This window comes from Antarcticibacterium sp. 1MA-6-2, assembly GCF_021535135.1.
In the GTDB taxonomy this organism is placed as follows: Bacteria; Bacteroidota; Bacteroidia; order Flavobacteriales; family Flavobacteriaceae; genus Gillisia.
In genome coordinates this window covers 1,887,593-1,909,697 of record NZ_CP091036.1, presented here as the reverse complement: position 1 = coordinate 1,909,697, position 22,105 = coordinate 1,887,593, and the positions used below count along the sequence as shown (strand labels likewise).

Below are 22,105 nucleotides of genomic sequence, written 5' to 3'. Positions count from 1 at the left end.
TTGGCCTTATTTGCTTCATGTTCCGAAGAACATGCAAGAACTGCTAAGGCGGACAGACTTCCCGATTACGAGCTGGAGTTTGATGGACTGGCAACAACCTGGGATGAGGGAATACCCTTGGGAAATGCAACCTTGGGGGCATTGGTATGGCAAAAAGATGGAAAACTTAGATTTTCGCTGGATCGTTCTGATCTCTGGGATCTTCGTCCCATGGAAAATTTGAATTTTCAGGATTTCGACTTTAGGTGGGTGCATGACCAATGGAAGAACAATACTTATAAAAATGTTCAGGATAAATATGATGCCCCCTATGATAACTCACCTGCACCATCCAAGATACCAGGTGGGGCACTAGAGTTTGATATCAGCGGGCTTGGGGAAATTAAGAACGTTAAGCTTAACTTGGCATCTGCTACGTGTATTGTTGAATGGAAAAATGGAACAATTTTAAAAACTTTTGTGCATGCCACAGAACCCATTGGTTGGTATCAATTTGAAAATTTGAAAACACCTATTCGCCCAACTATTGTACCTCCACCGTATTTCGATGCTAAGGAATCCACAGTGGTAGATCCCGTAAGTGGACAAGATCTTAGGAGATTGGGATATAAGGAAGGAACAGTCTCACACATGGACAATTCCATTACTTATAACCAAACAGGATGGGATGAGTTTAGTTTTCAAGTGTATACTAAATGGGAGGACAGATCGGACGCTCTTTTAGGAAGTTGGAGTATTAGTTCCCAAAAAACAAAAGAGGAAATTGTAACCACCGCAACGGAGATAGTAGAGACTTCCTTTTCCAAGGGTATTGGGAAACCTATTGAAGACCATACAATATGGTGGTATGGGTTTTGGAACCAATCAAGTATTTCAATTCCCGATACCATACTACAGAACCAATGGTATATGGAAATGTACAAATTGGGGTCTGCAGCACGTCAAGGCGCTGCGCCAATTTCTTTGCAAAGCGTTTGGACCGCCGATAATGGCAAACTTCCGCCCTGGAAAGGTGATTTTCATCACGATTTAAATACACAGCTTAGTTATTGGCCCACTTATTCAGGAAATCATTTGGATTTGGAACAAGGCTTTATAGATTGGCTAATTCAGAATAAACCTACATTTAAGAAATATACAAAGCAATTCTATGGTACAAACGGTCTCAATGTGCCTGGGGTTACCACATTGACCGGGGAACCCATGGGAGGTTGGATACAGTATTCTTTTGGTCCTACCGTAGGCGCATGGCTGGGGCAACATTTCTATTGGCATTGGCGCTATAGCATGGATCGTGATTTCCTAAAAGAGCAAGCGTATCCTTGGATCAAGGACGTGGCCATTCATTTCAATGAACTGTCCGTTTTGGGCGATGATGGCAAAAGAAAACTCCCTTTGAGCTCCAGCCCAGAAATCCATAACAATTCGCGTGAAGCCTGGTTTGGAGAAATGACCAATTTTGATCTGTCACTTGTCAGATGGACATATTTGCACGCGGCTGAACTTGCAATGGAGCTAGGTCTAATGGAAGAAGCCCGTAAATGGAAGAATGAATTGAAAGCATGGCCGGAGTATGCGGTGGATGATAGTGGACTTATGTTCTCGCCTAATTTAGCCTATCAGGAATCTCACCGTCACTTTTCTCATTTAATGGCCAGTCACCCACTAGGATTGATAGACCCCTCCAACGGGGAAAGGGATATGGAAATAATTCGAAAAACTATTGAGAATTTAGAAGCTATAGGCAGTAGTCAATGGACAGGGTACTCTTTTAGTTGGTTGGGGAATATTAAGGCGAGGGCTCTGGACGGAGATGGAGCGGCTAAAGCGCTAAAGGATTTTGCAACCTCATTTGTACTACCAAACAGTTTCCATGCAAACGGAGACCAATCGGGTACTGGAAAATCTAACTTTACATATAGGCCTTTTACTTTAGAAGGGAATTTTGCTTTCGCAGCTGGTGATACATGAAATGCTAATCCAAAGTCATACTGGCACAATTAATATTTTCCCGGCTATTCCAGAAGATTGGCAAAATGTAGCTTTTGACCAATTAAGAGCAGAAGGGGCTTTTTTGGTTTCAGCGGAAATGAAAACGGGTGAGGTTCAAAAGGTAGAGATCAATTCCCTAAAAGGTGGCATTCTAAAAGTTCATAATCCATTTTCTGGTAATTTTGAAAGTTCGGTCAAATATCAACGAAAAGAAAATATTTTAATTTTCGATACGAACGTTGACGACATTATAATTTTAATAAGAAAATAACCCTTCAAGGTTGATATAATTAACGGTAAAATCACATGATATTCATCAACACGAAAAGAATAATATATTCCTTAATACCCCCCCTGTGCGTTATAATGCTAAATACCGTATTTTCATATGGGCAGGAATTGAAAGATCATAAATTGTGGTATGAACAACCTACCCATTCCTGGATGAAGGAGGCCCTGCCGATTGGTAATGGATATTTGGGTGCTATGTTTTTTGGAGGAATTGAAGAGGAGCATATACAGTTTAATGAAGGGACCCTATGGACTGGAGGAAAGGGGGAGTGGAATGAATACAATGGCGGAAATAGGGAAGGCGCCCACAAACATTTGCCCGAGGTTAGAAGATTGCTTGATTCTGGTAAATATGAAGAAGCACATCAGCTCGCGAACAGGGAACTAACGGGTGTGATCAAGGCCGACAAGGGCAATAGTGTATGGGAAGGATATGGGGCTTATCAGCCTTTCGGAGATTTGTTTGTAAGACCTCAATCATCAGGATCCCCCAGCAACTATAGTAGGGAACTTAATATTTCAAAAGGGATCGCTACCGTTAAATATATAACTGAAGGTGTCAGTCATAAACGGGAATACTTTGCTAATTACCCCAGTAGAACTTTAGTTTTCCGTTTTCAAAATGATAATCCCCAAGGGGTTGACTACGTCCTTAGACAAACAACCGAACATAAAAATGTGGACATTTCGTATAAAGACGGACAGCTTGTAATGTCTGGGTATCTTGAAAACAATGGGATGGGATTTGAAAGTAGGGTAGTGGTAGAATCTGACGGTAAAATCCTTCCATTTATAGATGGGAAAGTGACTGTGAAATCGGCAAATAACCTCACATTGTACCTGACCGCTTCTACCGATTATAAAAATGAGTATCCACATTATTCAGGTAGAAAGTATAAGGAGTTGAACAAAAAAACAATTGAGACAGTTTTAAGTAAGGGGTACGATGCCCTTTTGTCGGAGCATTTAACGGATTATTCCAATTTATTCTCGCGTGTAGATTTCACTTTGGATGGTGTGGATAAAGATAATCTACCCACAGATGAAAGGTTAAGGTTGTACGCGAGTGGTGGTGAGGATCCCTCGTTAGAGACGTTGTACTTTCAATACGGGAGATACCTGCTAATCAGCAGTTCTCGTCCCGGGACCATGCCTGCCAATTTACAAGGGAAGTGGAACAATATGACAAATCCCCCTTGGGCCAGTGATTACCATGCCAATATCAATATCCAAATGATCTATTGGCCTGCGGAAATTACCAATTTACCGGAATGTCATGAACCACTTATAGAGTACATAGATAAACTAAGGCCTCCTGGCCGTAAATCAGCAAGAGATTTTTTTAATGCCGAAGGATGGATTGTCAACACAATGAACAATCCATTTGGATATACCGCTCCAGGATGGGGATTCCCCTGGGGTTTTTTCCAGCTGGTGCAGCTTGGTATAGTAGACATGTCTGGGAACATTACGAGTTTTCGGGCGACCGTAATTATCTAAAAGAAAAGGGCTATCCTATAATGAAGGAGGCTGCCCAATTTTGGTTGGATTACCTTACGGAAGATGAAGACGGGTTTTTGGTTTCCTCTCCTTCCTATTCTCCTGAACATGGTGGGATTTCTACTGGAGCCTATATGGACATCGAGATTGCATGGGATATTTTTACGAACTGTATTAAGGCTTGCGAAGACCTAGGATTAGACAATGGGTTTAAAGAAAAGTTGATTTCTGCGAAATCAAAGTTATTACCATTGAAAATCGGGAAATGGGGACAATTGCAGGAATGGAAAGAAGACGTTGATGACCCTACAAATAAACATCGTCACGTATCCCATCTATACGCTCTATATCCGGGAACGCAAGTGAATACAGTTAGAACACCAGATTTGGTAAATGCTGCCAGAGTATCCCTGAACGCCAGGGGGGATGATGGTACCGGATGGTCTATTGGCTGGAAGATAAATTTTTGGGCACGTTTGTTGGATGGGGACCGTTCCTATAAGCTGTTAAATAGAGCCATGCAGCTAACCCAGACAGGTGATGTAAATATGATGAATGGCGGAGGTGTATATAATAATCTATTTTCTACGCACCCTCCTTTTCAGTTAGATGGGAATATGGGGGCTACGGCAGGAATGGCCGAAATGCTTTTGCAATCACATTCAGGAGAAATACACATATTACCAGCACTCCCCAAAGCATGGTCTACGGGAAAGATTGGTGGACTAAAGGCGCGTAGTGGAATAGAAGTAGATATGGCATGGTCACATGGAAAGTTAGACAAGCTTACGTTGAAATCTGACCATAATCAAACTGTAAAAATTCGCTTACATAAAAAGGTGGTTCGTTTTGAATTGAGGGCTGGAAAAGTTCTGAACCTTGATGGTCGTCTGAGTAAGTATTAATGAAATTGTAGAGGTTTAAATAAATGTATGCAAAATCCTTATCTAGATGGCATAGTGTCTAGAGAATCTATAATTTCGGGTAAATAACAAGAGGTAAATAGTTTGTAATGACAGTATTTGAATAGATAATTATAAAGTGTTAATTATAATAACAAGATGAAATATTTAAATGTACTTATCGTCACATTTTCTATGATGCATGCCATATATTCACAAAAAGCTACGGTTAGGGAAGAAAATCTGAACATGAAAACCTATATGTTCGGGGACCCCGACCCCGTACCCAATATAAACCGCATCTATCCTTATTTTCGCTTTGACGGCTATACGGACCAAGGGGAGTATCGGGATTGGAAAATGGTGGTCTTGGAGAACGACTATATCAAGGTATATGTATCCCCGGAAGTAGGGGGGAAGATATGGGGTGCCATAGAGAAATCCACGGGAAATGAGTTCATGTATTTTAACGAGGTAGTGAAGTTCAGGGATGTGGCCATGCGCGGGGCGTGGACTTCTGGAGGATTGGAATACAACTTTGGGGATATCGGTCATATCCCTACCTGTGCTACACCCGTAGACTATGCCTTAAAGGAGTATCCTGACGGGAGCGTAGCCTGTGTGGTGGGGGCACTGGACCTGCCATCTAGGACCAAATGGAATGTTGAAATAAGGCTGCACCCTGACAAAGCCTATTTTGAAACTATCGCCACATGGGAAAATTCCAGTGAGGTTCCGGTAACGTATTACCATTGGATGAATGCCGCGGCCAAGGCCGATGGTGACCTGGAGTTTATCTATCCCGGCAACAAAAGAATCGGACATGGCGGGGAACTGGGAGAATGGCCCATGGATTCCGGCAGAGATATCTCACGATACGAAAACAATGATTTTGGAATCTATAAATCGTACCATATAATCGATAGTTATTCAGACTATTTTGGCGGTTACTGGCAGGAAGATGATTTTGGGTTCGGGCATTATGCCGATTACGTAGATAAGCCCGGTAAGAAGATATGGATATGGGGATTGTCCGATCAAGGTATGATATGGGAAGAGCTGTTGACCGATTCCAATGGGCAGTATATAGAATACCAGGCAGGAAAACTCTTTAACCAATCTGCCAATAGCAGTACTTTTACACCATTTAAGCATCGGGAATTTATGCCCCATGATGTGGAAGTTGCCAAAGAGCTATGGTTTCCCCTTAAAGGGACCAAAGGGATGGTCGCCGCATCGGAATACGGGGTTTTGAATGTAAAGAGAAAAGGTAGCAGCCTTGAAATCCGATTAAGTGCCCTTCAGCCTTTGGATACTTATATGGAAGTGCGGACAGGCACTAGGACGCATTTTAGAAGGGACCTGGAGTTAAGCACCTTAGAACTCTATACAGATACTTTGAACATTGAAGGGGACCAGGAAATCCAAGTGATGGTTGGGGATCATCTTTTGGTTTACAATTCCGATGCTGCTTCAGCCATTCTGGACCGTCCCTATGAACCGGGAACGGCATTCGACTGGGAATCTGCCTACGGACTGTATGTAAAAGGCCTGGAACTTGAAAAACAACGAAGGTATACCGAAGCCCATGAAACCTATTTGAAAAGCTTTGAAACAGAAGCTACCCATGTCCCTACATTAAACAGATTGGGACTGAGTTATTACCGAATGGAAAATTGGGAAAAGGCCTTGGAGTTCTCCAAAAAAGCCTTGGCAATAGATACCTATAACGGACTGGCGAATTATATATACGGACTGGCCAATACATCCTTGGGCAATCCGGCCGATGCCAAAAGTGGCTTTTCCATTGCCTCCCAATCCGTAGGCATGCGAACCGCTTCTTATACAGAATTGGCAAAACTTTTTATGAAGGAAGGGCTATATGCCAAAGCGTTGGAATATACGGATAAGGCGTTAACCTACAATGCCTATGCTATTTCCGCAATGGAACTTAGGGCAATACTGTTGAGGAAAATGGACCATGTAAAAGAAGGAGAGAGGGTTCTGGTAGAAATTTACGAGCAGGATGCCACTAATTTAATCCATGCTTTTGAAAATTATTTTTTGGGAACTCTCACCCAGAAAGAAATCCAAGCAAAGATCACCAACGAACTGGCATATGAATCTTATTTAGAGGTAGCATTGCAATACATGGCCTATGGGGCGGAGAAGGAGGCATTACAAATACTCAAAATGTCGCCCACTCATCCTATTGTAGCCTTGATTATGGCTCATTTAGGTCAGGGAGATCGGAAAAAACTATTGGAAGAGGTGATGGCCATGGATGCGGAGATGGTATTTCCCCATAGAACTGAGACTAGTAAGGTGCTAAGGGAGTTCATAAAGAAAAACGATCACTGGAAATTTAAGTATTACCTGGCTATACAACAATGGAGCAAAGGAAATTTGGAAGAGGCCAAGAAGTTGTTCTTGCAATGTGGCAATGAACCGGATTTTGTACCCTTTTATTTGGCAAAGATCAAATTGTTCCCGGGAAGTGCGGAGACTAGGCTTGAAGCCCTTGAACGTGCAGTTGATATAGATAATAAAAATTGGCGGGTACAGCTTGCATTGATAGAACACTACATGGAAACCAATCAATGGAAGGCCGCTAAAAAACTCACAAAAAAGGCTTTGTCCAAAAATCCGGAAAAGGCGGTTTTGGGCATGCGCTATGCAAAAATATTATTGCAGCTAAAAGAGTATAAGGAGGGACTTCATTTTCTTGAAACCTTTAATGTACTGCCATTTGAAGGGGCAACGGAAGGCAGGACTGTCTACCATGAGACCTGTGTACGCCTAGCCATCCAAGCGTTATTGGCCAAGGACTACGATGAGGCAATTTTTTACGCAAAGAAAGCCAAGTTATGGCCTAAGAACCTGGGGGTGGGAAAACATTATGATGTGGACGAGCGATTGGATAATTATCTTTTGGCCCTGGCCTATAACAAGAAAGGAGAGCCGGAAGAAGCTGAAAAGTATTTTGATAGGATTATGTCACATCAAACTCCGGACTACCTTAATGAGAGTTCAAAACTGTACTTCCAATTAGTCGTGCTAGAGAAGTTTAATAGGGAAGATCAGATACAGGAATTATTACAAAAAATATCCAAAGAACTAAGTGACAACCAATACTTGGAATGGGCGGTTGCCAAGTATAAGGAATCCGATCATGAAGGGGTTAAGAAGGCTATATCTAGTTTAGATGAGAAGGTACATGCCTATGACACCAAATTCATTGATGAGGAGTTTAAGTTGGTATTGGATATTGTTGACACGTTGGTGAATTTCAAATAATGGAGGGCTATCATAAAAATATGGGTTGATGTGGGCTTTTCTAATTAAAAGTATAAATCTAGAGAGGTGTCCCATCCAATATTGCTCAAATGTTATGGTATATCCCTTATTTATGTGCCATTAGGGTAGGTAAGTGGTGTTCTGAGAAATTAAATTAAAATGATGAAAATATAAAGTAATATAGAAATGAAAGAACGTTTTAGAAGAACCAATATGTTTCGAATAGGAGTATTGTGCGCAGTTTTATTAATCGGGCATTTAAATCTTAAAGCTCAGAGTAAAGTGCTGATCATTGGGATTGATGGTATCCGTCCAGATGCCCTCTTAACAGCATATACCCCAAACCTTGAAGGACTTTGGCAAAATGGGGCCTATTCCTTTAAGGCCAAGACAGATCCTTTAAGTTGGAGCGGGGTGTGTTGGACCTCAATGCTGACTGGAGTTTGGAAAGAAAAACATAAGGTTTATTCCAACTCGTATAAGAATCCGAATGTCGAGGAATACCCATACTTTTTTAGAAGGGTAAGAGAACAAAGACCCAATTTACAAACGTACTCCATTGCCAACTGGAGGTCTGTACATACTATTCTACAAGAAAACGATGCAGTAGAAACCGTAAACAGAAATACGGATGCAGGTGTTACAAAAGAGGTAGTTAGGACCTTGAAAAATATTGATGTAGATGTTCTCTTTCTACATTTTGACAATGTAGATCATGCTTGCGTCATAAATATGGCTATATCTTGGAAAATAAGAAAATAACATAGGAGCCATTGAGAAAACCGATAAGAAGGTCGGGAAAATACTAAGGGCCTTGAAAAAGCGAAAGGATTTTGAAAAGGAAAATTGGCTTATTTTGGTTTCTACGGATCACGGAGGTGCGGAAAAGGCCATGTAAAGGATACACTGGAGCATACCACTATTTTCTATATAGCCTCCGGAAGGGATGTAACCCCAGGGGAGTTATTAAAACAAGTGAACGTGGTAGATGTCGCTGTTACTGCCTTAAAGCATTTGGAGATCGATATTAAGGAAAAGTGGCAACTAGATGGTGAAGTTTCCGGATTTAAATAGATTTAATGAAATTACATAAAGTATACGTTTGTCGTTTGATTGGGAATGTCGTACACGTCTAATGTAGTGTGCACGGTGTGTAAGTGGTGAAATGTATTAAAATAAGGAAAATTGTGAATAAATCTTAAAAGATTAATTATTTTAAAAAAAAACTTAAAGAATCTTGATTATGAGAAACATACGATCAGAATCTATAAAAGATGGGTATATTAAAATAGATGCTTTGATCTCCTCTTATGAGGTTGATAGCTTGCGGACAATTTATGATGAATTACTTGCCGAGAAGGATAAGACCAAACATTTGCGCAGTGACCTTGCCGGAGGTGATGATTCCCAATCTGGAAAGGTGGAACGAATAACTCAAATTATGAGGCCGAGCACTATATTTCCTGAGCTTCTAAAACACAAGGCTCACAAAGTAGCCCTACAGTGGGCAAAGGATCTGCTGGGGGACGATATGGAACTGGATTTTGATATGATGATAAATAAGGCTCCCCACACTGATGCAGAAACACCTTGGCACCAAGATGCAGCTTATTGGATAGCTATGCCCGACAAAAGGTCCGCCAGCTGCTGGATCGCATTGGATGAGGTGTACGAGGAAAATGGTTGCATGTGGTTTATACCAAAAGATAAAGGGAGTAATATTCTTCCACATAAGAATCTACCCAATGGAGGAGCGCTTTATTGTGAAACGGAAACCGAAAATGCAGAAAGTATTTCTTTATTCCCTGGAGGTTGTACTTTTCATGACGGACATACACTTCATTTTAGTAAAGGTAATAGTACTGATTCCCAAAGACGGGCATTAATATTAAATTTTAGACCTCAAAAAATGATCGACCTAGAAAGGGAGCAGGGAGTGGACCATACCGGAGAAAGGAAGCAAAGAGCATAAGCACTTTAATTAAGTATAAATAGATGGAGTTAAAATTTATTTACCCCAGATGGGGAAGTGCTGAGTTACCATGGCCAATTTTTTTAAAAAAGATAAAGGAGGCGGGCTATCATGGGGTTGAGATTGATCTACCCTTAGATGGTAAAGAAAAAAGTGGAATCTGCGCTATGCTGTCCGATTTCGAATTGGAATTTGTGGGCCAACATTGGGAAACCAAGGAAGTCGATTTTAACAAGCATGCGGAGTCTTATAAAAGGCATTTGTATAACTTGGCCGAAGCCAGTCCCTTGTTCATAAATTCACATACGGGGATGGACTTCTATAGTGTTACTCAAAATTCTAAGTTATTGGAGTTGGCGCATGATATCGAAGTAGAAACAGGAGTTGAAATTACCCACGAAACCCATCGCTCCCGACTCATTTGCAGCTCATGCCTGTTTGCCTTATTTAGAGGAATACTCTTTTCTAAAACTTACATCCGATTTTTCACATTGGTGTTGTGTTGCCGAATCTATGTTGGAAAATCAATCCTATGCTGTAGAAAAAGCTATTGCACATACCTATCATATACACGCACGTGTGGGGGCTCCACAAAGTCCACAGGTGATAGATCCTCGTGATATAAATTATCACAAAGAGCTGGAAATATTTAATGAATGGTGGCTATTGATGATAGCAAATGCTATGAAAAATAATCGTTCCTATATAACCATTACCCCGGAGTACGGCCCATACCCCTATATGCCTTACATACCCAATACCCACAAGCCGATGGGAAATCAATGGGAGGTAAATCAATTCATCAGAAAAGAAATTATTGGCAGCAATAAAAATCAAAAACATATTATTTAAAATAAATACAAAAGCTATGTTAATCAGATTACCTATTATTTTACTTCTACTTATAGTTTGTTCTTGTAATGGGGATGAACATGAAAGTTCGGAAGAATTGGCGGCTCACAACGTCCTTAAAAGAACTTTGGGCCCTGAAGAGGCTTCTAAATTTACGTTTAAATATATAAATAATAACTCTTTGGATACGTATGAAATTGAGGTGAAAAACAATAAGGTAGTAGTTAGGGGGAGTTCTACAACCGCAATGACCAGAGGCGCTTATGACTATCTTAAAAACGTTACAAACTCTATGGTCACTTGGTCGGGAAAAAATATTAATATTCCAGCAGAGTTGCCAGATGCAACCTTAAAGGCTAGCTCTCCATACGAGAACAGATATTATCTAAATGTTTGTGCATTCGGTTATTCAACACCCTACTGGGACTGGGAACGGTGGGAAAAAGAGATTGATTGGATGGCCTTACGTGGTATGAACTTTCCTCTTGCTTTGGTTGCTAGTGAAGCCATTGCCACACGTGTATGGAAGAAGTTGGGGTTGTCACAAGAAGAAATTAACAAGTTCTATACCGCGCCTTCCTTGCTTCCCTGGCAGCGTATGGGGAATGTAAATAATCTGGGAGGAGATCTACTAACGAAAGAATGGCATGATGGGCAGGTAGCATTGCAGCATAAAATTTTGAATAGGTTGAAAGAGCTTAACATGAAGCCTATCCTACCCGCCTTTGCTTAGCTTTGTACCCAAGGATATTAGTAGAATTTTTCCAGATAGCGAGCTGTTACTGGTAAGTTGGGGAGGCTTTCCTGAAGAATATCAAGGTGCTATAATAAAACCAAAAACTCCGTTGTTTCAAAAGATAGGGAAACTTTTTATAGAAGAATGGGAAAAAGAATTTGGAAAGGGTAAATATTATCTTGCCGACAGTTTTAATGAAATGGACCTTCCAAAAACCGATGAACCGATTACGGAACTTTTGGCGGAATATGGAAGTGCTATCTATGAATCCATTAAATCTGGAAACCCAGACGCCGTTTGGGTGGTGCAGGGGTGGATGTTCACCTATCAACGGAATATTTGGAACAAGGAAACTGCCAATGCACTTTTCAGTAAAATCCCGGATGATAAATTGATGATTCTCGATTATGCCTATGAGTATAATGGTATTGCCTATAAAAACGGATATAACTATGAGGTTTTTGAAGGATATAACAATAAACCATGGATCTATGGTTTTATGCTGAACAGTGGAGGGAAAACGGGTCACACGGGGGTGCATAACTATTATGCCACCAATCCTGCAGAACTTTTAAACTCTCCTTACAATAAGAGTAATTCCGGATTTGGTTTTGCACCTGAAGGCATCGAAAATAATGAAGTCACCTTTGAGCTGGTGTCAGATATGGCCTGGACTACAGAAGAAATTGAATTGGATAATTGGTATATAGGCTATTCCAAAGCACGATACGGTGAAGCTCCAGCAGAAATGGCACAAGCATGGCAGTTGCTAAGAGAAACCAGTTACGGTACCATGACAGACCATCCTCGTTTTGGTTTTCAAGGAAATGGTGGCTCCTTTTCTACAGGCACTATCAATAAAGACCCTCGCATTTTCCAAGCCATAGAGAAATTCCTTTCATGCTCGGATGAGCTGAAGGATTCTGAACTTTATAGAGCTGATGCGCTAGAATTTGCGGCTACACTTTTGTGTCATAAGGCAGAAGACTGGTTTGGTTATGCTTATAATGCCCATCAAATTAAGGATTTTAAAACGCGAGACAAGGCCGGGGAATGGGCTTTACAGTTGCTAACTAATGCGGATAGATTATTGGAAAATCATCCCACCTTAAACCTACAGCGTTGGATTGACTTTGCCAGGACGGCCAGTAGCGATGTAAAACAACAGGATAAATATGAAGAGGATGCAAGAAGAATATTAACCGTATGGGGACCACCAAAATTAAAATTGGGAGTTAATGATTATGCGGCTAGAATGTGGGGAGGATTGATCCGTGATTATTATCGAGAACGGATGGCAGGCAAGTTAAAAAGTTTACGATTAAACCAAGCTTATGATAATAGAGCTTTTGAAGACGCATGGGTGAGTGCTAAAGGAGTGAGTGAAATAACCCCTTTGCCGATCCATTGGAGTCAGCCAAGAGCTTAGTGGCACAAGCTATGGAAAGACCTGCTCCAGTTGTGATAAAAGAAGATGATGTCATTGTAGGCGATTGGTCTTCAAAGGATGAATCCATTGAATGGCCCATTAAAAGAGCTCATTTGCCAAAAATTGAGGAAATTAAATTCATTTATTCGAATGGCACTTCGCAAGTAAGTATTAAGGATGTAATGCTAATCGCAGATGGTAAATCCATAACTAAAAGCTCAGAGGTCAAATTTATCGATAGCCAAAATGCAGCTGTTAGCTTTCCCATCAAATTACCCAATGGTGTTAGAGCAAATAATGGTGCGTCCCTAAAAGTAACAATCGATGGTGATGAAAGTGATAGAAAAGCTAAAGGAAGAGTAGTTTTAATTCTTAAAGACTAACGATATAAACGTAATGACATATTAGAAAAGGCTTAAATCCCTGGATGTTTTCCGGGGATTTGCAATGCTTTGGATGCTTAGATTCATTCTGTGACAAGGGTTTGAGGTAATCCTATAATTCAAGTCCTGTCCAACCTAGCTGATACTTGCTATCTGGTATGGAGTTGCTACCTCTACTCGGACATAAAATTTAAGACTGTTTTTTACAAAACAAATATTTTAGAAACATGAAAAAACGCTATTACAGTCCTGAATTAAAGGAGCAAGCAGTTCGGTTAAGTTACCAACGAGAGAACATAAAAGAACTGGCATTTTTAGGGAAGCTTACACTTTTCATAAATTCCAATCCTTTAAAATAAATTTCCAGGTTTTATAACATACTTGTATTTTTATAGAATTGAAGTTGAAAAATTGCAAAATAGTTCAAAATTAAGGATACCTAAAAGGTTACCTTGAAGAGATAATTCAACGTAATCCTTTCTAGTTCTAAGATTGGAAGCGAAAGAAGAACACCTTGAAAAATTCAAAAACCATCCTAGACAAATCCTAGCAGCAATGACATGGTCACTGGACGAGAATGTAGGGAAACTGACTAGAAAGCTAGATGAATTCGGAATTAGAGATAACACACTCATATATTTTTTGAGCGATAATGGAGGAGCTCACAATAATAGTTCTTCCTCTGGCCCTTTAAAAGGCTGGAAAGGAAATGAATTTGAAGGAGGACATAGAGTGCCATTTGTAGTCAGTTGGCCACCTGAAATTGAAGCAAACCAAACTTTTAATGGTTTAAGTTCATCACTAGATATTTTTAAAACTTCATTAGCCGCTGCCAAAATTGAATCCAAATCAGATATGATTCTGGACGGAAAGAATCTTCTCCCTTACTTAAAAAATCAAAAGCAAGGTAACCCGCATAAGGAATTATACTGGAAAAAGTTAGACGAATCGGCTGCAAGACTTAATAATTACAAATTAATCAGCTTGAATGGTTTTGGTTCTGTATTGTATGATTTAGAAAGTGATTTAAGCGAAACCATAGATCTTTCAGGTAAAGATTCAATTAAATTTAAAGAGATTAGCGAAAATTATCACCGATGGGAAGCCGAACTTATTGATCCCTTATGGCGAGAAGGTGAAGAATGGGAAAGTGTTACTTATCATATTCATAAACGTTTAATGCAAAACAAAGAAGCTTTATATAAATCTCCTTCTCAAAATAAACGTTATAAGAAAAAGATTTCAAATTAATTAAATGCGTAAAGCTTCACGAATATGAAGAAAGTCCTGGACAAGTATTTGGAATACAATTCATTACACGAAATAAAAAGTTATATTTGGCCCCTTGAAATCTTTGGTAACTAGGCAAGGGGCACAAAAGAATAGAAGGATACTACCATTGAAAATCAGAATATCCGTGTTTTACTAGCACTCGATTAGGAATGTGATTTTTTATTTATAGCAGACCGTTAGAGGTCGCAGAATGCCATATATGGTCGTTTTGTATGGCTTCCAATTGAATTTGAAAATAGCAAACCGATAATAAAATTTAAGAACGAGTGGAATCTCAACTTCTTTAAATGGATGGAGAATCATAACAAATAATATTGAGAAAAGTTAGGATGAAGAAAGCAATCTAGGTAAAGATACCAATACCTGGCAGGGGCATTTGAACCACTTATGAGAATTGTAAGAGTATAAAGAATAATTCAATTCTTCTTTTGAAGTTTATTCATTGTCCAAGTGTGTTGCAATCTTAATTTTTTACTGTGTAAAATTTAAAATTAGGCAAAAAAATAACAGGGGTCGCGACCCCTGTTATTTTTCTATTGACACAGACCCTTGACACACTTTATGAGACAGTGCTCTGTTATTTTTTTATTTACAAACTTCATGAGATAGTGCTTTCATAATATTGTTATTGTCGATTTTCTTAATTGAATTATTGGAGATTAGGCTTTATAATAAAACTGTAGAAATATTGTTGAGAAGGAATTATATATTGGTTATGTACCAGCCTTCCCCAAGATGTATCACCTCCAACACCCATTTGTAAATGATCTATATTCCATTGTATATTTTTTCCTAATTTAATATTAAAGGGAGTTATCTCCAAGGATCACGTGCATATGCATATAGATTATCGTCCATCTGTAAACCTGAGCGATTTAATCAAAAAGTTAAAGGGCAGAAGTTCTAGGAAATTACAACAAGAATTTCCTGAATTAAAAAGGAAATATTGGGGTAGGTATTTTTGGGCTATCGGCTATGGATGTTGGAGTACTGGTAATATTACAGATGAAATGGTGAATGAGTATTTGGAGCACCATAGAAAACCAGAGGATAGGGGAGGCACAAATTTTATTATAGAGTAATAATCATTGCGGTGACTTTAAGTCACCAGCCTGAAACTATGGACTTCCAGTCCATAGTGGTTCATTAAAATGATAGCTAGAAGACACCTTAGGTGTCTTTTGGAGATTGTTTTTTTGGACTATATAGTTGATTTGATTATTCAAGGCACTAATAGAAGACTATTTTCGGCGTGGGTTTGTTTTAGGTCAAGTCCGGCTATACCTATTGTTTTTTTTAATAAAATACTTCCAATCAGGCAGGATTTAACTATAATTTTCAAGAAAATTATATCTATTATGCTCATCAAGCAGTTTTAGGGTAAATATTAATGCTATACTTAAGTAAAGCCAGTTCTAATTAAACGAATGCTTAGAATCTTCTACATCGGAAGTTTAAGTTGAGAAATTGAAAAAGTCCTGTACAACTACAATGTTTAAACTTTCTTCCAATAAATACTTCGACAGCTCTGCATTGGGAGCTGTTAAGTAAACACCTGTGCACAATTAAGAATTTATTTATTGGGTTTCTAGAGAATTACACTTCTTATTTATTATAAATATTACCCGAATTATTAGATCAAAATATAATTTGGGCAAATATAGGATAGTTAACTGTTAATTTTAAGAACCAGATAAGCTTTTATCCTGTATACTTTTGTTTACCCGGGTTCTTAATTTATCTGCCCCGTTTTAAATATCGTTTTATATCATGGATAGCTAGATAATTTTGCACAACTAAATATATAATATGGATAGAATATTTTGGAAAGACGATGAAGAGCTATTTAAGTTAGCTCGAAAAGAATTGTTCACAGCGGTTATAGGAGATGCCATGGACAAGATGGGCTTGTTTCATCAATTCCTGCTTAGCGGAAATTCAGCCTTTAAGGCAAGATATGTTTACTATTGGAAGAGCCATGACCGTTCTAGAAGCAGATACTTTTGAGGAATTGAGTTTTGGTAGCAAGAATCCTTTAATGGAGAAACCTTTTGGTTTAATGTTAGAGGCTTTGGATGATTTAAAGAAAAATGAAATATATATATGTTCAGGCGCATCTCCCAATTATGCGTTGGTAGGAGAATTGATGATGACCCGTGCAAAGTATTTAGGAGCTGCAGGAGCTGTAGCAAATGGTTATTCAAGGGATACAAAAGGATTACTGGATATGGATTTTCCTGTTTTTTCTTATGGTAATTATGCTCAAGATCAGGCGCCTCGGGGTAAAGTTATAGATTTTCGAGTGCCTATAGAAATGAATGGAGTAAGAATAAATCCAGGAGATATTGTGGTAGGGGATATAGACGGAGTTTGTGTGATCCCAAAAAAGCATGAAGATGAAGTATTAAGAAGAGCCTTTGATAAAGCAAGAAGCGAGAAGGCAGTATTGAAAGCCATACAGCAAGGAATGGGTGCTGTAGAAGCATGGCGAAAGTATCAGATAATGTGATTTTTGTAATTAATTTAAATTGAAACAATGTATATTTTTAAACGTTTTTTTATAGTTTTTTTCTTTTTTATAGGTGTATTTGCAAGTTTTGCCCAGCAAAATATGGATGAGATCCTGAAAAATGTAGACATTAAGATTCCTCGCCTTTCACCAGTACCAGAGGAAGTTAAGGATGTTTCAACTCCTGTTTTTTCTTTAAATGGAACATGGCAGTTTAATGTACAGAATCAGAAGATGGGTTCCATTTCTGTACCCGGCGAATGGGAGATGCAGGGTTTCAAAGTAAGTCCGGGAGAAACAGGCTATTACGTGAAAAGTTTTGATATTCCCAAGGGATGGCAAGAAAACTTAACCTTTATTAGGTTTGATGGTGTAAGTTCTCAAGCGACCGTAAAAATTAACGGCCAGGAAGTTGGTAAACATGAGGGCGGATTTGTTCCTTTTGAATTTGAAATTACAGATGCCTTGAAGCCGGGAGATAATAAAATTATGGTTGAAGTGAAAGCCAATACCATAAGTGATATTTTGGCCTGTACTTCTCAATATGCGGCCCATACTGTTGGAGGAATTCTAAGAAAAGTAACACTATTTAATCTTCCCGATATAAATATTTCTGATATTAAAGTAGAAACGAAATTTGATAAACGCTATAGAAATGCAGATTTAATTATCAAATCCAAAGTTGAAAATCAAGGGAAAGAGCAATGGCCATCTGATGTCAGTCTTCAATATTCACTTATTGATAAAAACGGTAAAGAAATTAAAAGGACACAAGTCAATTTGCAAAAACCCATTGAGTTTAACGGAAATGTTACAAATATCCAAAGAATGCAGATTAGGAAACCAAAGCATTGGAATCCGGAACAACCTTACCTTTACACATTGAAAACAGAAATTTTAAAAGGAGAGGAAGTTTTACAATTAAATAGTCAAAAAGTTGGTTTTAGAGAGGTTGAAGTAAATAAAGGACAATTATTAGTGAATGGAACTCCTATTAAACTGCACGGAGTAAACCGACATATAGTACATCCACTAACCGGGAGATCAATTACTCCTAAAGTTGCTAAGTTAGATGCAAAATTGTTTAAGCAAGCAAACTGCAATTATATTCGTACATCTCATTACCCGCCTTCTGAAGAATTTTTGAAGGCAGCGGATTCTCTTGGGATATTTGTGGAGAGTGAAGCAGCTTTAACCTGGATAGAACACCATGCATCTCCTATATGGGAGCATTGGGATTATAAGGACGAAAGATTTTTACCATATTTTTTGATGGCTAACATAGAAAATATCCAGGCTTATAAAAATCACCCTTCTGTAATTATTTGGTCTTTGGCTAATGAATCTAGGTGGAGTCCGCTTTGGGAAAAAGTTAAAACGGTTGTGGATCAACTAGATGAAACTAGACCCAATTCCTTTCATGATCAAGTTTGGGGTGGATTCAACAATGCTGGAAGTAAAGCTGATATAGCAAATTATCACTACCCCGGAATAAATGGCCCAAAAGCTACAGATACTATGTCTAGACTAGTGCTTTTTGGAGAATATGCTCACTTGTCTACTTATAATAGGAGAGAGTTACTTACAGATCCTGGTGTTCGTGATGCGTATAATGTGCCATTAGTAAACTTTTATGATAGTATTTACAGCCATAAAAATAATTTAGGTGGTGCTATTTGGAGTGGTATTGATGATACTTTCCATTTGCCTGATGGTAAGATAGTAGGTTACGGGCCATGGGGTCCTTTAGATGGATGGAGAAGGCCTAAACCAGAGTATTATGGAATGAAAAAAGCTTACTCTCCGATTAAGGTAGAAAACAAAGGTGTTGTTAATGGGAAATTGCAATTACAAGTAGAAAACTAGGTACGATTTTACTAATCTCAAAGATTTAAAGCTTTTGGCGGAAGTAGATGGAGAAGAAATTAGATTGAAAAAAATATTTCTCCCAGAGAAAAAGATATTATTTTAATTCCTGTAAAATCAAATACTGCGAGAGTGAAATGGACCTTTTATGATCCTGCTGGATTTATCGCTGAGCAAGGTGTGTTAGATTTTGAAAAATCAAAAAATTTAGATTTAAAATCGGATAAAAAGCTTCTGGTTGAAGAAAATAAAGATGCTTATCTTATTCATCAAGGTCTAATTACCTATACAATATCAAAAATAAACGGATTAATTTCCTCTGTCAAAAAGAATGGTGAAACTATCTTGGAAAATGGTCCAGAATTTACAATTGTTCCTATGAATAAAGAAGATGGAGGGAAAAATGATATTGCTGGGGAAACGTATCAGCGAAATATCCAGCCTTTACAAAACTTCCCATGGTATGCAAAATATGCTAAAAACTTTGACATCGTGAAGGAGTCTGATTCCCTTTTTGTTTCAACTGATATTATTTTTAAAGAAGGTAAGGGAAAGGTGACATATGTTTTTTATTCGGATGGTAGGTTTGAAACCCGATATAAAATTAGCGATATTTCTCAAACATTAACCCCTTATCAATACGGTTTAAGGATTGTACTTCCCAAGTCTTTTGATCAATTAACCTGGAAAAGGGAAGGTGATTTTAGTCTGTATCCAGATGATCATATTGGAAGAAATGAAGGAAAGGCTGTAATGAATGCTACTCAAACTACGGGTGTGGTACCCTGGAGAAAGAAACCTGAACATTCATGGAAAGACGATGCCAATGAATTAGGAAGCAATGACTTTAGATCTACAAAAAGAAATATAATAAAAGCTTCCCTATCCAAAGATTCGCAAACCAAAGTTAGTGTGATGTCCAATACGAAACAAGCCTCTCGATCCTGGCTTCAGGAGGAATTTACCCATTGGTTAATTGCTGATTATACAAATAATGGTTCAGAGCCATTCTATGGTACCCCTCACAGTTCGGGTAGAATAAAACTGGATAATGAGAGTGTCCTTGAAGGAGTGTTAACATTGATAATTCAGCAGTAATTAAAAAGAAAAAAGAATGAAAATTACAGATGTAAAAGTGTGGTTGGTAGAGGGTGTTAAATATAATTGGACATTCCTGAAAATTTATACAGATGAAGGAATAACAGGCGTCGGTGAAGCCACAAATTGGCCAGGAAGCCAAATCGTTGAGGCAGCTGCAAAAGAAGTAGGAAGACGTATAATTGGTTTAGATCCAATGAAAGTAGATTTTATTTGGACGAAACTATATCGCGATCTCAATTGGGTAGGACCTTATGGGGCAAGCATGTGTGCAATTTCTGGAATTGACATGGCTTTATTGGACCTTAAAGGCAAAGCGCTTGGGGTGCTTAGGTTTACCAATTGTTAGGAGGAGCGTTTAGAACCAATATTTCATTGTATGCTAATTATTGGTTTACTCAAGGGGAGCATAATAATGATGATTATGCAAGACAGGCAAAAGAAGTGAAAGAAGCCGGGTTTACAGGTTTGAAATTTGATCCATTTGCACATACCAATTACTTCTATGGGGAGGATTTAAATACTAATTTATCTTTGACGAAGTTTCAACAGAACAAAGCATTTGACGTAAGTAAAACTGTACGAGAGGCAGTGGGAGATGAGATGGATATTATGATTGAAACGCATGCAATGTTAAATTTTAAAGTAGCTGTAACCATGGCAAAAAGGCTCGCTTCTTTAGATATTACCTGGTATGAAGAGCCTGCTGGCCCCGAAAACTCTAATACACTGAAAGCTTTTAGAGATAGGATAGATTCTACTGTCTCTATATGTGTTGGAGAAAGACATTATACGAGGCATGGGATAAGGCCAATTTTAGAAAAACACATTTGTGACATTATTATGCCTGACATTACTCGTTGTGGAGGTCCTTCAGAAATGAAGAGAATGGCTAGTATGGCAGAAGCTTACAATGTTCTTATGGCCCCTCATAATCCTAATGGTCCATTGTCTACCTTAGCTTCTGCACACGTTTGTGCTACCATTCCTAATTTTTTTAAGCAGGAATTTATATTTAAAGATGCTCCGTGGCGCGATTCGGTTATTACTCATCCGTTAAATATTGAAAAAGGTGAATTATTATTAAGTGATAGACCGGGATTAGGAGTTGATTTGGTTGAAGAAGAAATGGAAAAACATCCAGGAATAAGAGAACATAGAGACGGATTCTACATTTAATAAAAGAATATGCTTAGTATTAATTTAAAGGGAAAAACAGCTTTAATTACAGGAGTAAGTAGTGGTATAGGTTTTGGAATTGCAAAAATCCTGGCCAGGGCAGGTTGTAACATATCAGGCTGTGCGACTTCTAAGCCAGATTCTTCTAAGGCTTTAGCTTTTAGGGAAATGCTAGATGAAGAAGGTGTATCTAGTATTTACAGCTGTTGCGATGTCACTGATCTTTTACAATTGAAGGGGTTGGTAAAGGATACCTATACAGAATTTGGAGGTATAGATATTTTGGTGTCCAATGCTTAGTGTCAATGTCTTTAAAGGAGCTGAACTCTGTGAAGAGGAGGAATGGGATTTTAACGCAGACTTGAATTTAAAATCACATTGGCAACTTAGTAAACTTTGTAAACCTCTGTTGGAAAAAAGTAAAAAAGGAGTAATATTAATTATGTCCTCTAATCATGGTGAAGCTACTATTCCAGGATGTTTCCCCTATAATGTAACCAAAACGGCCTTAAAAGGTTTGATACAGTCACTAGCAATAGAATGGGGGCCTAATATTCGTACGGTGGGAATTGCCCCGGGTTTTATTGAAACCGAAGGTAATCAGAAATGGTTTGAAAGTTTTATTAACCCCGATGAAGAACGCCGTCGTACCATTGAAATGCATCCCGTTAAAAGGCTAGGTACACCTGATGAGGTTGGAGCTTTATGCGCATTTTTGGCCACTGATGCGGCCAGCTTCATAAGCGGAACCGTTTACCTTATGGACGGGGGGCGTTCGGCTTTAATGCAAGATTAGAGATTTTTAC

General features: G+C 38.7%; 22 protein-coding genes and 1 pseudogene. 22 read left to right on the top strand and 1 reads right to left on the bottom strand.

Annotation, left to right across the window (positions count from 1 at the left end):
* The 13 genes from LZ575_RS09620 (at position 1) to LZ575_RS09560 (ending at position 14,605) form a co-directional block, all read left to right on the top strand.
* Complete coding sequence (locus LZ575_RS09620; protein ID WP_235330446.1) at positions 1 to 1,971, top strand: glycoside hydrolase family 95 protein; 1,971 nt, start codon at positions 1 to 3, stop codon at positions 1,969 to 1,971.
* 1 nt (position 1,972) lies between these two features.
* Positions 1,973 to 2,263 carry a glycoside hydrolase family 95-like protein gene (locus tag LZ575_RS09615; protein ID WP_235330445.1) on the top strand — a complete coding sequence of 97 codons (291 nt, stop codon included), beginning with the start codon at positions 1,973 to 1,975 and terminating at the stop codon, positions 2,261 to 2,263.
* Between the two features lie 95 nt (positions 2,264 to 2,358).
* Positions 2,359 to 3,783 carry a glycosyl hydrolase family 95 catalytic domain-containing protein gene (locus tag LZ575_RS09610; protein WP_235330444.1) on the top strand — a complete coding sequence of 475 codons (1,425 nt, stop codon included), beginning with the start codon at positions 2,359 to 2,361 and terminating at the stop codon, positions 3,781 to 3,783.
* Positions 3,687 to 4,688, top strand: coding sequence for a glycosyl hydrolase family 95 catalytic domain-containing protein (locus LZ575_RS09605; RefSeq protein ID WP_409187200.1), 1,002 nt, complete (start codon positions 3,687 to 3,689; stop codon positions 4,686 to 4,688). Before LZ575_RS09610 ends, LZ575_RS09605 begins: the two co-directional genes overlap by 97 nt.
* 156 nt (positions 4,689 to 4,844) lie before the next feature.
* Positions 4,845 to 7,982 carry a DUF5107 domain-containing protein gene (locus LZ575_RS09600; protein WP_235330442.1) on the top strand — a complete coding sequence of 1,046 codons (3,138 nt, stop codon included), beginning with the start codon at positions 4,845 to 4,847 and terminating at the stop codon, positions 7,980 to 7,982.
* A 186-nt stretch (positions 7,983 to 8,168) separates the two neighbouring features.
* The gene (locus tag LZ575_RS09595) at positions 8,169 to 8,744 is read left to right on the top strand and encodes an alkaline phosphatase family protein (protein WP_235330441.1); all 576 of its coding nucleotides are present in this window, start codon (positions 8,169 to 8,171) and stop codon (positions 8,742 to 8,744) included.
* Between the two features lie 84 nt (positions 8,745 to 8,828).
* On the top strand, positions 8,829 to 9,056 hold the full coding sequence (locus LZ575_RS09590; RefSeq protein WP_235330440.1) for a hypothetical protein: 228 nt from the start codon (positions 8,829 to 8,831) through the stop codon (positions 9,054 to 9,056).
* Between the two features lie 169 nt (positions 9,057 to 9,225).
* Positions 9,226 to 9,954, top strand: a complete 729-nt coding sequence (locus LZ575_RS09585) for a phytanoyl-CoA dioxygenase family protein (RefSeq protein WP_235330439.1) — start codon at positions 9,226 to 9,228, stop codon at positions 9,952 to 9,954.
* Positions 9,955 to 10,338: 384 nt separating this feature from the next.
* Positions 10,339 to 10,806, top strand: coding sequence for a hypothetical protein (locus tag LZ575_RS09580; RefSeq protein WP_235330438.1), 468 nt, complete (start codon positions 10,339 to 10,341; stop codon positions 10,804 to 10,806).
* Complete coding sequence (locus LZ575_RS22495; RefSeq protein ID WP_255702917.1) at positions 10,772 to 11,539, top strand: alpha-N-acetylglucosaminidase TIM-barrel domain-containing protein; 768 nt, start codon at positions 10,772 to 10,774, stop codon at positions 11,537 to 11,539. The genes LZ575_RS09580 and LZ575_RS22495 overlap by 35 nt, the downstream gene beginning before the upstream one ends.
* Positions 11,532 to 12,971: an alpha-N-acetylglucosaminidase TIM-barrel domain-containing protein gene (locus LZ575_RS22490; protein WP_255702916.1), complete on the top strand. Its 1,440-nt coding sequence runs from the start codon at positions 11,532 to 11,534 to the stop codon at positions 12,969 to 12,971. Before LZ575_RS22495 ends, LZ575_RS22490 begins: the two co-directional genes overlap by 8 nt.
* Complete coding sequence (locus LZ575_RS09565; protein ID WP_235330437.1) at positions 12,971 to 13,354, top strand: hypothetical protein; 384 nt, start codon at positions 12,971 to 12,973, stop codon at positions 13,352 to 13,354. Before LZ575_RS22490 ends, LZ575_RS09565 begins: the two co-directional genes overlap by 1 nt.
* A 492-nt stretch (positions 13,355 to 13,846) precedes the next feature.
* Positions 13,847 to 14,605, top strand: a complete 759-nt coding sequence (locus LZ575_RS09560) for a sulfatase-like hydrolase/transferase (protein WP_235330436.1) — start codon at positions 13,847 to 13,849, stop codon at positions 14,603 to 14,605.
* Between the two features lie 691 nt (positions 14,606 to 15,296).
* Here LZ575_RS09560 and LZ575_RS24265 read toward each other — a convergent pair.
* Positions 15,297 to 15,404, bottom strand: a complete 108-nt coding sequence (locus tag LZ575_RS24265; protein WP_409187210.1) for a hypothetical protein — start codon at positions 15,402 to 15,404, stop codon at positions 15,297 to 15,299.
* Positions 15,405 to 15,447: 43 nt separating this feature from the next.
* Between LZ575_RS24265 and tnpA the strand changes: the two are divergent.
* From tnpA to LZ575_RS22480, 9 genes and pseudogenes are all read left to right on the top strand, one after another.
* Positions 15,448 to 15,729 (top strand): annotated as a pseudogene (gene tnpA, locus LZ575_RS09555) (IS200/IS605 family transposase); the annotation flags it as partial.
* Positions 15,730 to 16,456: 727 nt separating this feature from the next.
* Positions 16,457 to 16,654, top strand: a complete 198-nt coding sequence (locus LZ575_RS09550) for a hypothetical protein (protein ID WP_235330435.1) — start codon at positions 16,457 to 16,459, stop codon at positions 16,652 to 16,654.
* A complete protein-coding gene (locus tag LZ575_RS09545; RefSeq protein WP_235330434.1) occupies positions 16,605 to 17,156 on the top strand; it encodes an RraA family protein in 552 nt (183 codons plus the stop codon). Before LZ575_RS09550 ends, LZ575_RS09545 begins: the two co-directional genes overlap by 50 nt.
* A 27-nt stretch (positions 17,157 to 17,183) precedes the next feature.
* Positions 17,184 to 19,022 carry a glycoside hydrolase family 2 protein gene (locus LZ575_RS09540; RefSeq protein WP_235330433.1) on the top strand — a complete coding sequence of 613 codons (1,839 nt, stop codon included), beginning with the start codon at positions 17,184 to 17,186 and terminating at the stop codon, positions 19,020 to 19,022.
* A 132-nt stretch (positions 19,023 to 19,154) separates the two neighbouring features.
* The gene (locus tag LZ575_RS09535) at positions 19,155 to 20,120 is read left to right on the top strand and encodes a hypothetical protein (protein WP_235330432.1); all 966 of its coding nucleotides are present in this window, start codon (positions 19,155 to 19,157) and stop codon (positions 20,118 to 20,120) included.
* A 16-nt stretch (positions 20,121 to 20,136) separates the two neighbouring features.
* Positions 20,137 to 20,469 carry a hypothetical protein gene (locus tag LZ575_RS09530; protein WP_235330431.1) on the top strand — a complete coding sequence of 111 codons (333 nt, stop codon included), beginning with the start codon at positions 20,137 to 20,139 and terminating at the stop codon, positions 20,467 to 20,469.
* Positions 20,470 to 20,495: 26 nt separating this feature from the next.
* Positions 20,496 to 21,299, top strand: coding sequence for a mandelate racemase/muconate lactonizing enzyme family protein (locus LZ575_RS09525; RefSeq protein WP_235330430.1), 804 nt, complete (start codon positions 20,496 to 20,498; stop codon positions 21,297 to 21,299).
* Positions 21,300 to 21,308: 9 nt separating this feature from the next.
* Positions 21,309 to 21,599, top strand: a complete 291-nt coding sequence (locus LZ575_RS22485; RefSeq protein WP_255702915.1) for an SDR family NAD(P)-dependent oxidoreductase — start codon at positions 21,309 to 21,311, stop codon at positions 21,597 to 21,599.
* Positions 21,592 to 22,095 carry an SDR family NAD(P)-dependent oxidoreductase gene (locus LZ575_RS22480; RefSeq protein WP_255702914.1) on the top strand — a complete coding sequence of 168 codons (504 nt, stop codon included), beginning with the start codon at positions 21,592 to 21,594 and terminating at the stop codon, positions 22,093 to 22,095. The genes LZ575_RS22485 and LZ575_RS22480 overlap by 8 nt, the downstream gene beginning before the upstream one ends.
* Positions 22,096 to 22,105 lie beyond the last annotated feature (10 nt).